Source organism: Pelosinus fermentans DSM 17108 (genome assembly GCF_000271485.2).
Lineage (GTDB): Bacteria > Bacillota > Negativicutes > DSM-13327 > DSM-13327 > Pelosinus > Pelosinus fermentans.
Genome location: NZ_AKVN02000001.1, coordinates 1,749,037 through 1,763,743, shown reverse-complemented (window position 1 = coordinate 1,763,743; position 14,707 = coordinate 1,749,037). Strand labels below are relative to the sequence as shown.

Genomic DNA, 14,707 nt, shown 5'->3' with positions numbered 1-14,707 from the left:
AAGCTTGCTAAAACAAGCTTTAGACATCAAGATTGACAATTTTACGTATAATCAAAAAACCTATCAGCTCAGAAATAAGTGCACTTGCCAACATCACGCGCCCTATCGGCTCATCAATAAATGGCCGCATATATCCTGGACTTGCAATAGAAGCAAAGATTGCAATCACAAAGGGCAACGCTGCCAGCACCCAGCCGGAAAGACGTCCCTGGGCTGTCAGGGTTTTGATTTCCTGTTTCATCTTAATTCGTTCATTAATGGTTCCGGCAATGGTATCCAGGATTTGAGCCAGGTTACCGCCAACCTGACGCTGAATAAGAACGGCGGTAACAGCAAGATCCAGATCTGAGCTTTGCACCCGTTTCCCCATATTAAGCAAAGCCGTTTCTGTATCTGCCCCCAGGCGGATTTCCGCTATGGTTTTAAAGAACTCCACAGAAACCGGCGGTTTCATCTCTTTAGCAATCAAATCCATAGCCTGCATAAAACTGAAACCGGAACGCATGGCATTAGACATCATGATCAGCACATCACCCAGCTGATTGCTAAACTCCTTCTGCCGATTGGCAATTCGGATATTCAGATACAGAAAGCATCCCAATCCTGTCAGTATACCAAAGGCCATGGCATAGAGCACTTTCATAGTCAGCATCATTCCAAGAATGCCTGCAGAGAGAACTGCAACACCAACAAGAGCAAGAAACTCCGATCCCAGCAAGGGAAAACCCGCCTGCTGCATCTTGACTTCAAGACTTTTTGCCTGAGGTGCCCCACGGACTTTCAAGCCTAAATACCGGATAAACTTCATGAATTTTTCAACATGGTCATTTTTCTTCTCGACATCGTTCATATCCCTTGCATCTTCTGTATAACGCAGAACTTTGCGAGTGATATGGGTTTTTCCTCTACCGAAGTATTCAATTAAGACTAGGAAAATGATAAATACCAGCATGCCGCTGAGTAAGGCTACGATCAGCATGATTTATCCCACCTTATGCGGTCTGCCGCAAATTTGAGCGGCCAGCAGATCAATACTTCGGGCCAGAGGTGATTCGGGTTTGATATCCACTGCCATTCTTCCATTATTAGCCGCTTCGGAAACAAGCAGGTATTCATTGGGCAGGATGCTGCATACAGGATATTCGATCAGCGTTTCTAATTGCTGCTGCTTTTGTATATCACATGGCTCAACCCTTGTAAAAATGGTCTTTACTTTTGTCTCATAATCCGGCCAGGCTTTAAAAATCTCCAACGCCTGCCGCATGTGCTTACCTTCATAACCTCCACTGATCATCGAAACAAGATAAACCCGCTCAGATGCTTCGGCAGCGGCAACGGAAATGGGATTAAAAGCTGATGGGACATCAACTAAAATATAGCGAAACAAACTGCGGGCCATGCTGATCATATCAGTAAAGGCTTTCGGACTTACATCTTCAGCAAATTCGGGGCGTTTTGTACCACAAAGCACCCTGACATGCTCGGCTATAGGCATGAAATAAGAATTGAGGGAAATAGGCGACAAGAACTTAATATCCCGCGTTGCTTCCACAATCGTACTTTGAGGATCGAGATTAAAAAACACTGCCATATCTCCGAACTGTAAATCGGCATCAATAATGGCCACATTCTGTCCGCTTTTTTGTGCCAGAGCCATCCCCAAATTAGCAATCAAAGTCGTTTTGCCGCTTTTTCCTTTAGGACTGAAAAAGGTCATTACTTCGCTAATCATCCCCATGCCACTGTTACCAAAGGTATTAATGGCGGCAATTAGTTCTTCACTTGTAAAGGGCTTGATTAAATACCCTTTGGCCCCTGCCTTGACAATGGTACTGGCCGCCTGGGCATTCCATTGGCTACTCAAGGCCAGTATCCCCGCTTGGGGAAATGCACGCACAAATTCACGTACAAGCTGCATACTCTCCTGGGCATCAATATCTAATAAAATCAGATTGGGGACAAAAACACCGCCTTGTCCTAAAGCTTCCCGCGCATCCATGGCTCTGGAAACAAGCTGAAAATTCTTTGTGTTTCGCACTACACTAGATAAACGCTCCATCATAATACGATTCTGTTCAATCAGCAGGACACGATATTCCGGCATGGCTATTTCCTCCTTTCCCTTTATTATTTAAATAACCGCTTTACCCAAGATGATAATGAGGCATTTTTCCTGCTGCTTCTTTGCCGTGCACGATTTGTATATTTCTCAATCAGTTCCTGCATTCCCCTGCTTAACACTGTCTCTTCATCATTAATGACCAAGGGAATTCCCTGATGAATAGAATCAATGGCAGTTAGAAAATCATTGGGCAAGATATGGTAAAAGCGCTCTTCCAATAGCTGCTCAACATCCTGCAGTTCAATATGGGTTTTGGAATTGCTGCGATTTAGAACAAACCGAATTTTATTTTTTTCATAGCCGATACTGCGCATGGTATCATAGCCAACTTTCATGTTCTTAATCGTAGGAATAAAATCCACAATTCCGACAAACGTGATCATGGTACTCAAATCCATCACTGCCAAATTCAGATCACTAAACGTAGCTGTCGTATCAAGCACCACATAATCATATTCCCCACGAATTCCAGCAAGCACTTCAATCACAGCCTGAGTCGGAATGTTATATGCCTCTTCCATTTTTAGTGGTGCTGCCAATACGGAAAAAACTGTATCTTCATATTCATAAGGTGTCATGTATTCACCGTAATCCAACTGGCCTACAGTATTTTCAGCCGCCTTGTGAGCGTCATAAATCGTCTTTTGGGGAGACAAATGCAAATAATTGCAGATATCGCCAAACTGTAAATCCAGATCTACCACGCAGACTTTGTAGCCGCTTCTCGCCAGTTCAGCTGCCATATTAACACTCAGCAGCGTTTTTCCAACAGCAGATGCGGTACTAAATACCGTCATGATGATACCGCTTCTGATTTCTTCTTCCACCTTTTGCTTCACCACGCTTTATCTTTACTTTATATCTGTTTCCTCTACTTTTGATCCTTTCAGCAGCTTCTTCATTTCATCTGACATGTTGATCGGTGTTGTCTCATCTACCAGCGTTGGTGTCACTAATATAATAATTTCCTTTTTTTCCTTACTTGTAGCCGTACTGCGGAAAAACTTGCCTAAGATAGGAATATCACCCAGAAATGGAACTTTTGAAACTTGTTTGCCTTCTTCCGAACTGAGAAGTCCGCCAATCGCCATGGTGCTGCCTGACGACAGGTGAATAACCGTTTCTGCTTTGCGTGAGCGCAGAGCCGGTATCGACAAGCCGCTGCTCAGATTAATCGCCGCCGCTGAAGAGCTGTCAAGTGTACTCACTTCAGCATTCACCTTACTTGTGATCTTATTGTCTATATCAACACTTGGCTCAATATTAAGTTTAATTCCGTATTCCCGCCATTCTACAGTAATCTGCCCATCGGAATTACTCATTGGAATTGGAATTTCCCCACCGATAAGAATATTTGCTTTTTCGCCACTCATGGTAACCATACTTGGCTGGGACAGAATTTGGGCATCACCGTTTGTGATTAATGCCTGGAGCGTTGCATTGATATCGGCATAACCGCCCATCTTTGACTTGGATGAATCACGGGAATTGGAAAAGGTCTGTCCGAAGCCAAACATACCGGTTTGCCCGATTGTTACGATTCCGCTGTCTGTATCAATATCGGAAGCATTAGCATACTGTATGCCTAATTTTTTCACTTTGTCTGTGGAAATCTCCAAGATTTTCGCTTCAATCTGAATTTGATCAGGATGGGTCATTTCCAGCAAATTAACAACCTTTTCACCATACATTTCTGCTATTTTTTCTGCACGGCTTTTTTCCAGCTGATTTTTGACTTTGCCTTTTAGCAAAACCTTATTGCCTATCTTTTCTACGTCAACCCCTGCATAGCCGATCATCTTTTCCACTGCCATCGAGGTTTGGGTATCATGATCACGTATGTTAACTGCGTATTCCTGACGCATTCCATCATTTGTCCATATGTATAATGTCGTTGTTCCCGTTTTTTTTGCAACAACAAGCATCTCATCTTGGGAAATTATGGTTATATCTGCAATTTCCGGATTGGCAATTGCAACTCGTGTAATCTCCCCACCGGTAGTAAGGCATGTAGACTGGTTTACATCCATTGAAATACTTACTTGAGCCATCGCAGTCCCTGCCATGAAAACCATAGCCCAGGCGAAAAAAATTAGTTGTCTGCATATTTTTGGTATTTTCTTCATTGCCATTGCTCCTTATCGTACCTCAACTGTATTCACCACATTGCCGCGAATAACAGGGATACTGTATGACGGTATTTTCATTACTGGCGTTTCCTGAGGCAAAGGAGCCTGAACTGGTCTGGCTGGCGCCGGTTCTGCCGCTGCCTGTCCATACTGATGAGCTAGCACTTCGGTTTGGAGAATAAAGCTATCTTTAGGTTTAAAAGGTCGAAGCACAAGATAGATTGTTCCCTGTGACTGGGCCACAGCAAGCTGGACTGCATCTTTTGGAGAAACGGCCAACGTTGCGGTTGACATTTGTTCTTTTTTTGCCTCTTTTTTGTCATCTACAATATCGCTGCTCTTATTAATCGCCAGCAAAAGGATACTCTGTAAAATCATTTCACCTGAAATTGTATTCTTTTGGGTCTTATCCGTAATCAGCATTACATCTACATAATCTCCCGGTTTGGCAAAACCGGAAATTCCTGTTGTATCTGTAATGGAAATGGAAATTGCGCGTTTATCATAAGGAATACTGCCGATAAACCCTTCCATCCCGGCATCGGTAAATAACTTTTTCGCCGTTACGGAATCCCCTTGTAGAATTTTAATTTTAGTAGTTTTTCCCACTGCGGATTTCAACTCCATAATTGCATCGGGTTGTATCAAATCTGTTGGCATCTGAACGGTTTTCAGCATTTCTTCTTGTATTACGCTTCTTTCAGGAATATCCTTTACCGCTATAACTACATCTGTAAATACTTGTGCCTTTTTCTGCTGATGATCTTCTAATCCTGACAAATAAAAATAAAGCAGTAATGCTACTAAAAAACTCGCCGCAAAAGCCAATAGAATCAGCTGCTTCGGTGTCATTTTTTCCATTATACTTTTAGGCAGTTCAGACAAATTCAAAATAAATCCTCCCAGCAAAAATCATACGGAATATATTTACCAAAATATTCCTTTTCTCTAAAACGTAAAAATACCCGGTTGCATAAAAAGAATACAACTAAAATTGTATATCATTTATTTATGCAACCAGGCAGTCATAGAATAGCTCTTTAGACCCACGGCTTTGCGTCCTTATCTTTCGACAAGTTTGCCAATTATAATTTTTTTGTTCTAAAACAATTGTAAATATTTATGCTAATAATAGTTCATTACAGCAAAATATACAAGACCCTTCAGATAAAAATAATAAAAAAATTAGCAAATCATAACAATTATTTAATATCAATATAATTGGCAAGAGTGTTCCGGGATTTTCTTATATTTTTTTAAATTTTATTATATAATGAACATAATGCCAGATAGCAATCTGGTTCCTTTGAAAGGCGGACCTCTATGTCTGAACAAATTGAATTTTTATGTATTTTTTTATTGTTTGTGATATTTACACTTATTGTAAGTCGACTACTATCGAAAATAATGCAATATTATTTATGCCAATCCATCTCTATCTTAGAAAAACCTGAAAAATTGCCAGGCTCTCATATCAAGCGAGAAATAAACTTGTTTAGTTTGCTTTTTTTCTTTTATAGCCTAAGTTATTATTTAATGATTGATGGATTGCAGCTTGCTATTTTATGGATATTCATCACTTTCATGGTACTCATCAGTATCATGGATTTTGAACAGCAGGTCATTTTGGACAAGATTCTTTTCCCCTTGTTTGTATTAGCCTTGTGCTTTTCTCCATTTTTACCAGCGTTACTTTTAAACCGTCTTTTTGCTGCAGTGATTGGCGGCGGTATTTTATTGCTTTTAGCAATTATAACCAAAGGCGGTGTTGGCGGTGGTGACATCAAACTACTTTTTGTCCTCGGACTCTGGCTAGGTACTGATAAATTATTATTTACCTTATTTCTAGGTTTTTTAAGCGGCGGATTTGTTAGTGCCGTATTACTGCTCGGGAAAATAAAAGGACCCAAAGATACTATCTCTTACGGTCCTTATTTCGCACTCAGTGCGATTGCCACTTTATTATGCTGAATAATAGTGCCACACATCAGAGACCCAAATATCCTTAGACTGCTCTTTCCTTTTAAAAACCTATAATATTCTCTAATCCTTTTTGTTGCTTATCATCAACTAGTCAAACTAAACGTATCTATGGTTTTCTAGAAGCATATTATTCAAATATATACGGATTCATTGCGGAGGAACATTACTATATACATATGACCAAGAGTAGTATAGGCTGTTCCCCATAATTAATGTTAAAGCTTTATAAACCCGTTCTCTCATATGTTCTTCAGGCAGTTTCATATCAGTTATTCTTTTTGCGATATTTTTCCGATTATTCAAGACAATCCGCTAGGCCGGCTATTGCAATTACTTTCCCTAATCTTAGTTCCATAATTCTTTTTCCACCATGGAAGTAAACAGTTCCATACTTGGTATAGTCTTCCTGAATCGTATGGCATTGTAGCTAGTTGCCTAGGATCTAGTTTCTATCTTTTTAGCACCGCAGGCGATTGGACTCGCCCACGGCTGTAATATTCTTATTGTTTTCATGATGTTTTTATTTATGAGCAAATAATAATTTGATTATGGGTTAGAATAAAAAAACAACAAATTTATGGAGGGATTATATGGCTGATGCAGACAAGTTAATGCAGGAAGAGTTTATGCCTTTTTACAAGCGTACATTTGAAGCGTTTATGAATAACCATAGTTCGCTATATTCAATTGCCGAAAAAATAATGTCTGACAAGAAGAACCACATAGGGATACGCATTACCCTAAACGAAAGTACCATTGGTGAGTACACTGTTTATTTCAATGGAGCAACCATTTCTCATCTTGAAGCTGGGGCACTTTCTTCAGAAATACATACTCCTTTTGGAATCGTTAAGCCATATGTAATTCTTGAAAAAAGTACTGTTGAAAACATGATTGCAGATGAACCGAATTTTATCAAAGATCCAATTACGACTAAAATGAAATACGTCCATAATGTTACTATAAAGTTTTTAAAATGAGTAGATGAGGCTGTCGCATTAGCGATATAATAATATCGCTGACGACAGCTTTTCCCTTGCCAAAGCCAAGCAATTCTCTTTTAAAATTGAAGATAGTATTATCTGAAATAAAAAAGAACCTTTTCCTAAGTTGAGAATACCTTATTTCAATAAATTAAGACTGAGGGATCAGAATGAAATCTGATGAAGTTATAAAGTTCGCCAACATTTCAGTATTTTGATTACTAAGATCAAGCTTGTTTTGCAGTACGTTTTTTGTCCTGTGCTTGTTGCTCGCATAGTACATATGTAAAGTCCGCCAATTACACTGGCGGGCTAACCTAAAAGTTATCTACGACAATCATCTTCATCAGCCAATTCACGAATTATTCGAAAGAGCTCTTGTTCTATTCTTTCTATCTCTTCGACTTCAAGTTCTAATCTTTCTATTCTATTTTCGTCTTCATGGCAATTTCCGTATGACATAAATTAACACCTCCTTATTATAACATAATATGTTTTTGAGGTGTTAAAAGTGATAAAACACAAAAATATCGCAAACTCATAAGAGCAAGGTGGTGATTTTTAAATTGGCAAGTGCTTGCCGATTTACTTAAGACAAGAAAAATAACTTATCCGATTCCAGTATATTTTACTTCCCATCCTGATCTATTATCACCAAAATGGTGCTCATAAATTACTGCAGCATCTTTACTGAAATTCCTCTGCAGCTCTACATCTGCGATCCATTCCGCATCTTTGACATCCGTCTTTCGCCCGGGAACCGCCTTGATATGTTGTGCATTACATCCTTAAATGGTGTATTATGGCAACCTCCAGGAGAATCCCAATAGGACAAAAAAAATAGGATACCCACAGCGTAATGCCATGAAGTTCCTATAAGAATTACTTTGCGGTTTTTAATACTGTTAACTCTACCTCTTGCTTGAATAGGCGAGTATTCAGTGTCTCTATACTAACATTTACAGTAGCAATATCCTCTTTGGTTGCTGTACGTGCTCATCTTGGGATAGCGCATGAATAAACCTTGTGTTCTCTGCAAGGTTTCCTTCGATGTTGTCTAAACGACCCTCAATAGCTTCAAGGCGTGTATTGGTTTTCTTTTGTTCCTCTAGGATTTGTTGTAGTATCTTTTCCATAATTCTAGTAGACCCCTTCCACGCATCTTAGGTACTTATATTATACAATATGTCCTCAATAATTAATAGTAGTTCTAGTCATTAATACAGCCAGTCTTTATTATCTAAAGGGCTAAAACTTTGCGTGCTGACTCTTAACCTCTTTATCATTCAAATGTAAATAATTCTTAGTGGTCACAATATACGCATGCCCTAGAATCTTCTATAGGCTAAAGATATCACCACCATTCAATAGATAGTTCTTAGCAAGGGATGCCTCCAGGTGTGGCAAGACACCTTTTCACCTGCCAGCTTAAGGGTTTTCTTTAGTTTCTGAAAGAGGTTAGCTAAACAAGCAATGATCATCCTTCTGGTAGCCCTAGGCGTTACAAAGAGCCACTTGCAGGATTCTCCCTTGAGATATTCTTCACGCATCCTTAAATATTGCATTAAGGTTCTCTTGAGGACTCTCCCAATTGGGTCTAATAGGTAATGGAAAGAACCTCTTTAGATTCCTTTCATAAGTCACTAAGGTACTAGAGGTAACACTCTTGCTCTTCTTGGCAGTTATAAATATTGTTTTTTGCGTGTCCTAACTCCATCCTGCTCACCCTCCTATATTCTACGAGGAGAACGAAAAGAAAACCCTAGAAAGACTCTAGAGTTTAGCGCATAGGAAATAGTGTTATGCTCTATAAAGGTGCCTTGGAAGGCTTAAGTTTCTATATGGTGCGCCCGGCAGGAATCGAACCTGCGCACATGGCTTCGGAGGCCAATGCTCTATCCCCTGAGCTACGGGCGCACATTAATGAGTTTTAGTCACAAAATTTATTATATCATAAAACTAATATCCTGTCTAATCAATTGTCGATGTAAGCTATCATCATTTATAATCGATCTGAGACTGACAATAAGGACAAACTTTAGATTCCCGTTCTATCTCATTCCCACAAGACTGACATTTTAACTGCAGAGTATGCTTACAATAAGGACATACTAAAAAACTCTCCTGGACCTTACTGCCACACATAGGACAAGGGGTCGTCTCTTCTACCACAGTTGCTTCTATATCAATGATATCCGGATCAGCCTTTCGCTGCCTGTCTATATTGGGTTTACGGCCAAGTAACAAATATAATGGGACGATTACAATGGACATCGGAATACTAGCTACAGCCCATAATAGTGAGGTAAAAAAAGGCTGTCCTAGTTTTTTTGCATCATTATATATAAAATACGCGGCTATTAATCCAATCAACATATTAATTCCCATATCAAAACCACCTTACTTAATGATACGTTATTATAGCATCAAAAACAGCAGGTAGGCAACAACTAAGACTTAGCTGCTAATTTCTTGCAAAGACTTGCCTTTTGTCTCTTCACCTAATAACCAAACGATAACCGCTACTCCTAACATCACAATGGTAAACATCATAAACACATTATTAAAGCCGTCATTTTCAGCTATCATATAACCGACAACCGTAGGTGCCAAAATGCCGCCAATGCGGCCTACAGCAGCTGCCCAGCCAGACCCATAAGCACGAACTTTCGTAGGGTATAACTCTGGAGTATAGGTATATACGACTCCCCATGCTCCTAAATTGAAAAATGACATCATACTGCCCCACCATAATACAGTAGCTGCATTTCCTCCCTGTCCAAAGAAATAAGCACACACAGCACAAGCCGCTAAAAAACCGGATAAAGTAGCTTTACGCCCTATACGATCTACGAGATAGGCTGCAGCAAAATATCCTGGTAACTGGGCCAATGTCATAACTAGCACATATTCAAAAGTTTTAATAACAGTATAGCCCTGCCCTACCATTAATGAAGGCAGCCAAGTAAATATTCCATAATAAGAATACACAATGCCAAACCATAATATCCACAACATAATTGTCCTTTTAATAAACTGCGTTTTCCAGAGATCTGCAAAAACAGCTGGCGTTATATCTTTATTCTCTGGCGCAATTATGCTGGCAGCAGGCTTTATTCCTGCAGACTCTTCCAGCTTACTAACAAGATCATGAGCCTCCTTGACTTTTCCCTTGCCCAGTAAATAAGGAATTGACTCTGGTACTGACTTCCAAACCTTAAATACATATAAAGCAGGTAATGCACCAATAAAAAAAGCGATATTCCAGCCATAGCTGGGAATCACCAGATAAGAGATTAAAGCTGCAACTAACCAACCGATCCCCCAAAAGCTTTCTAATAATACTACAAAACGTCCTCTAGCGGTAGGCGGCGCATATTCACTTACTAGAGTAACTGCTACTGGAAGTTGTCCACCTAAACCGAAACCTACCAAAAACCGAAATAATAATAAGGATTCAAAGTTCCATGCCAAGCCGCACAAACCTGTAGCTACACTATACATAACAAGAGTAGCTGAAAATACTTTCTTACGTCCAAAACGATCTGCCATTGATCCAGACAATACAGCTCCTAACGCCATCCCCACCAAACCAATACTGCCGATATAGCCAACTTGAGTACTAGTCAGCCCCCATACTGTTGCAAGAGTAGGAAGAACAAAAGCAATAATGCCTGTATCCATGGCATCAAACATCCACCCAAGTCCCGTAATTACTAATAAACGATAATGGAATTTGGTCACAGGCACATTTTCTAATCGAGTAATAATATCCATAAAGCCCTCCAAAGTAATAACATCTGTCTTGTCACATGTATGTATTATAGCGCTTCTCTCTCTCCATGACAATAGTTAGTTTGCTAGAAATCCCCACTCACCATACATGTTTTTATCTAAAAAAAGCTCTCCAACCTTTTAGGATGGAAAGCCAAAATCTGCTTTTATATTATTGTGTACAAAGTTCTTTTCACTCTTAGTTAAGGATGTTATTCCGCCTCGTTTGAGCTGAATTAATGATTCTTCTACCATCGTTATATGTTTCCCCATTTTTTTTCGAGCCAGACTAGGTTTTTTCTGTTCAATTGCATGAAAAATGGAACAATGCGAATCATACAAAACATTCTGCATATTTTCTTCCATAAAAATTTTTTGCCTGGAAAACCGATAGGTACTATTCATTAGATCAGAAACTGCTCCCATTAATTTAATCATAATAGGGTTATGAGCGGCTTTCAGTATAGCAAAATGAAAATCTGCATCTGCCTTGTCACCCACTTCTCCATCATTCACTTCATCTACCATGCGATGCAGCGCAGCCCGCATTTCTTCTATATCTTCTGGCGTAGCACGCGCAGCTGCTAACGCGGCAATTTCAACTTCTAACGTTTTTCTTACTTCTAATAAATTCATTGCATCATCAACATTTACATGTAATAAAAAAGATAATGGCTCAAGCATTCCTTCAAAAGACACCTGACGTACAAAACTGCCTTCTCCTGGACGTATCGTTATAATCCCCATTATTTCTAGGGCACTGAATGCTTCTCGTATAGAAGCGCGGCTAACATTTAGTTTCTCTGATAATTCACGTTCCGATAATAATTTGTCACCTGGCTGCAATTCCCCGATAACAATAAGCTGCTTAATTTGTTCGATTACTTCTTCATAAACTTTTTTTGTTTTAACTGGCTTAAACATATAATCCCCCATCTTCCCCTTAATCATTGCAGAGATCTATAAATGTCAGTGATAAGGATGTACGATTTATCAGTTAAATACATGGCGGGCTGCATAGTTTGCCGCCCGCCATGTACTAGATAAGTGTTAGTAACGATGATTATCTATTACATCACTTATAATCATATTTCTTTTATGATATACTATTTTCTTTCATAAGTCTAGACCCTAGTATAACATTCCTTTACCGGGAACCTATGGGATCATCCATTGCAGCCAGTAAGCTTGCACATAAGTCATAACACCAACGATAACAGCCAGTACGAGAGAATGTTTTACCGTAAAGCCAAACAAATCTCCTTCTTTACCAACTAATCCAGTAGCTGCAGTAGCTACTGCAATACTTTGTGGTGAAATCATCTTACCGCAAACACCACCTGAGGAGTTTGCAGCAACTGTCAAAATAGGATCAACACCAACTTGTGTTCCTGTAACAGCCTGCAAGTTGCCAAATAACGCATTTGCAGAAGTATCGGAACCAGTTAAGAATACACCCAGCCATCCTAAGAATGGGGAGAAGAATGGGAAGAAAGAACCTGTACCTGCAAGGAATAAGCCAAGAGTTGAGCTCATACCGGAATAATTCATAATATAAGCCAAACCAAGAACACAAGGAATCGTAATCAAAGGTTTTGTTAATTGTTTTAACGTTTTTGTGAAAATGGAAATAAATCTTCCAGGTCCAACGCCTAATACAAATGCTGTAATGATTGCAGCAATAAACAACGCCGTACCTGCTGCACTCAGCCAGTTAAGTTTATAAAGAGCTGCCATCGCAGTTGGCACTTTAGCGATTGGAGCCACCTGCATAACGACTTTATCCAAACCTGGTACTAAGAATTTCAGTGTAACAGCATCCAAAATCGCTACTACTGGTTTTAAGCCCCACAAGATAACCATTACAGTCAAGATAATGAATGGAGACCATGCTTTCATTACTTTACCGAAAGTTAATGCTGCACGATTTGCAACAAGCGTAGGTGCTGGTTCATTAGCAAAGCGCCAAATGCTTTTTGGTTTCCAATATTTTAAGAAGATCGTCAAAGAAATAATACAAGCAAGTGAAGATAAAATATCGGGAAGTTCTGGTCCGATATAGTTGGAAGAAAACCATTGTACACCAGCGAAAGAGATCCCTGCGACTAAACATGCAGGCAATACTTCTTTTGCAGCTTTCCAACCTGACATTAATACAACTAACCAGATAGGAATAATAATGGATAAGAAAGGTAATTGTCTACCAACCATGGCACTAATTTTCATGGTATCGAGTCCAGTCACTTGTCCAGCGACAATAATAGGAATACCAATACCACCAAAGGCTACAGGGGCGGTATTAGCGATCAGGCATAATCCAGCTGCATATAGAGGATTAAACCCAAGACCCACCAACATACCCGCGGAAATCGCAACTGGAGTACCAAAACCTGCTGCTCCTTCCAAGAAAGCACCAAAACCAAACGCTATTAAAAGTGCTTGTAAACGACGGTCATCGGTAATCGTCGCAATTGAGTCTTTTACAATTTCAAATTGTCCTGTTTCTACTGTCATGTTGTAGATGAAAATAGCGGTAAGAACAATCCAAAAAATTGGGAATACACCATATAAAGCACCCATAGCTGTCGCAGTGATTGCGATTCCTGCAGGCATTTGATATACAAAAATTGCTACTAACACTGCTGATGCTGCAGCGAGTGCGCCTGCGATTTGTCCTGGAGTACGGCGAATGGCTAAAAGATAGAAAATTACAATAATAGGAATTGCTGCGAAAAGGGATGAAAGCGCCAAATTGTTCATCGGATCATAAACTTGAGTCCATGTCATTAAATAAACACCTCTTTTTTATGTTTTTCCATTATTTTAAATCGTATTAGTCCTAATCACTGGTATAATCTTCTCTCACCTCTCTTTGATCAACCAGTATTTTAGCCATATCACTGGACTAGTGGTCTGACCATAGATATAATATTTCAACAGACTCGGCTAAATTCCTGCCTATATATTTAAAAAATTCAAATAAATAAAATTTTACGTTTTTTCACGCATTTAAGGAGGATTTTGTATCTTGAAGTTAGAATATACTGGTCAGACCACTACATCCAGAATTTATATTTTATTTTATCAAAAAGCGAGGACGTGACTTATGAAAAAAGTAAGTACTAATTGGAAGCAAGCTTTCCCACCCGAAAGCGTCGGAACCGAATTTTTTGAGGAATTTGCAATGCGTGCCCAGAATGTTGCAGCTAAGGTATTTAGAGTAAAAACAGCAGCAGAAGCCCAGTCAGTAATTGTCGAAATCATAAAATCCAGCGAAGCCAAAAAAGTGGTAGCCACTCCTGAAGTAGTATCCCCGTTAGACCTCCCTGCTATACTAAAATCTATGAATTTAGACTTATACACTGAGCAATCCGATATTCGAACTCATGCCGATACGTCAGATATAGGTATTGCCTGTGTGGAGTTTGGCATTGCCGAAACGGGTAGTGTCTGTGAAGATGGCCTTGCTATTGAACAGCGTCTCATTACGACCCTCCCTCCCATATCGATCGTCGTAATGAATAGTGCAAATGTGGTACCTACCATAACAGCAGCTTTTGAAACGATTTCCAAAGTATTTGATCGCGGTTACATCAGCTTCATCACTGGCCCTAGCCGTACATCAGACATTGAAAGAGTGTTAACGATCGGTGTACACGGACCTAGCCAGCTAGTGATTATCGCTATTGATGAAGAAATAAGGGAGGTCTGAAATA

14 protein-coding genes, 1 tRNA gene and 1 riboswitch are annotated in these 14,707 nt (G+C 39.6%); of the genes, 3 read left to right on the top strand and 12 right to left on the bottom strand.

Translation table 11 applies throughout. The annotated features are described in order from the left end of the window. Positions 1 to 19: 19 nt before the first annotated feature. The 5 genes from FR7_RS07810 to cpaB are packed head-to-tail and all read right to left on the bottom strand — an operon-like array spanning position 20 to position 5,142. Complete coding sequence (locus FR7_RS07810; RefSeq protein ID WP_007930759.1) at positions 20 to 979, bottom strand: type II secretion system F family protein; 960 nt, start codon at positions 977 to 979, stop codon at positions 20 to 22. A gap of 3 nt (positions 980 to 982) precedes the next feature. Then, positions 983 to 2,104, bottom strand: coding sequence for a CpaE/TadZ family protein (locus FR7_RS07805; RefSeq protein ID WP_007930761.1), 1,122 nt, complete (start codon positions 2,102 to 2,104; stop codon positions 983 to 985). 23 nt (positions 2,105 to 2,127) lie between these two features. After that, complete coding sequence (locus tag FR7_RS07800; RefSeq protein ID WP_007930766.1) at positions 2,128 to 2,964, bottom strand: CpaE/TadZ family protein; 837 nt, start codon at positions 2,962 to 2,964, stop codon at positions 2,128 to 2,130. Positions 2,965 to 2,973: 9 nt separating this feature from the next. Next, positions 2,974 to 4,248 carry a type II and III secretion system protein family protein gene (locus FR7_RS07795; protein WP_007930767.1) on the bottom strand — a complete coding sequence of 425 codons (1,275 nt, stop codon included), beginning with the start codon at positions 4,246 to 4,248 and terminating at the stop codon, positions 2,974 to 2,976. 12 nt (positions 4,249 to 4,260) lie between these two features. Further along, the gene (cpaB, locus tag FR7_RS07790; protein ID WP_007930768.1) at positions 4,261 to 5,142 is read right to left on the bottom strand and encodes a Flp pilus assembly protein CpaB; all 882 of its coding nucleotides are present in this window, start codon (positions 5,140 to 5,142) and stop codon (positions 4,261 to 4,263) included. 118 nt (positions 5,143 to 5,260) lie between these two features. Then, a riboswitch (cyclic di-GMP riboswitch) is annotated at positions 5,261 to 5,344 on the bottom strand. Between the two features lie 230 nt (positions 5,345 to 5,574). Between cpaB and FR7_RS07785 the strand changes: the two genes are divergently transcribed. Both FR7_RS07785 and FR7_RS07780 read left to right on the top strand, forming a co-directional pair. After that, complete coding sequence (locus tag FR7_RS07785; RefSeq protein WP_007930769.1) at positions 5,575 to 6,222, top strand: prepilin peptidase; 648 nt, start codon at positions 5,575 to 5,577, stop codon at positions 6,220 to 6,222. A gap of 602 nt (positions 6,223 to 6,824) precedes the next feature. Beyond that, complete coding sequence (locus tag FR7_RS07780; protein WP_007930770.1) at positions 6,825 to 7,214, top strand: hypothetical protein; 390 nt, start codon at positions 6,825 to 6,827, stop codon at positions 7,212 to 7,214. Positions 7,215 to 7,541: 327 nt separating this feature from the next. Here the strand turns inward: FR7_RS07780 and FR7_RS23800 are convergent, their stop codons facing one another. The 7 genes from FR7_RS23800 to FR7_RS07745 form a co-directional block, all read right to left on the bottom strand. Then, positions 7,542 to 7,679 (bottom strand): hypothetical protein, encoded by a 138-nt coding sequence (locus tag FR7_RS23800; protein WP_007930771.1) that lies wholly within the window; start codon positions 7,677 to 7,679, stop codon positions 7,542 to 7,544. A 497-nt stretch (positions 7,680 to 8,176) separates the two neighbouring features. Continuing rightward, a complete protein-coding gene (locus tag FR7_RS07775; RefSeq protein ID WP_017531557.1) occupies positions 8,177 to 8,353 on the bottom strand; it encodes a hypothetical protein in 177 nt (58 codons plus the stop codon). A gap of 706 nt (positions 8,354 to 9,059) precedes the next feature. Next, a tRNA-Arg gene (locus FR7_RS07765) sits at positions 9,060 to 9,134 on the bottom strand. 81 nt (positions 9,135 to 9,215) lie between these two features. Continuing rightward, positions 9,216 to 9,605, bottom strand: coding sequence for a zinc ribbon domain-containing protein (locus FR7_RS07760; protein ID WP_007930772.1), 390 nt, complete (start codon positions 9,603 to 9,605; stop codon positions 9,216 to 9,218). 69 nt (positions 9,606 to 9,674) lie between these two features. Next, the gene (locus tag FR7_RS07755; protein WP_007930773.1) at positions 9,675 to 10,994 is read right to left on the bottom strand and encodes an MFS transporter; all 1,320 of its coding nucleotides are present in this window, start codon (positions 10,992 to 10,994) and stop codon (positions 9,675 to 9,677) included. Between the two features lie 138 nt (positions 10,995 to 11,132). Further along, on the bottom strand, positions 11,133 to 11,915 hold the full coding sequence (locus tag FR7_RS07750) for a FadR/GntR family transcriptional regulator (protein ID WP_007930775.1): 783 nt from the start codon (positions 11,913 to 11,915) through the stop codon (positions 11,133 to 11,135). A 234-nt stretch (positions 11,916 to 12,149) separates the two neighbouring features. After that, positions 12,150 to 13,778, bottom strand: coding sequence for an L-lactate permease (locus FR7_RS07745; RefSeq protein ID WP_007930777.1), 1,629 nt, complete (start codon positions 13,776 to 13,778; stop codon positions 12,150 to 12,152). A 319-nt stretch (positions 13,779 to 14,097) separates the two neighbouring features. Between FR7_RS07745 and FR7_RS07740 the strand changes: the two genes are divergently transcribed. After that, entirely contained in the window at positions 14,098 to 14,703 is a 606-nt protein-coding gene (locus FR7_RS07740; protein WP_007930778.1) for a LutC/YkgG family protein, read from the top strand. The last annotated feature ends 4 nt before the right edge of the window (positions 14,704 to 14,707 follow it).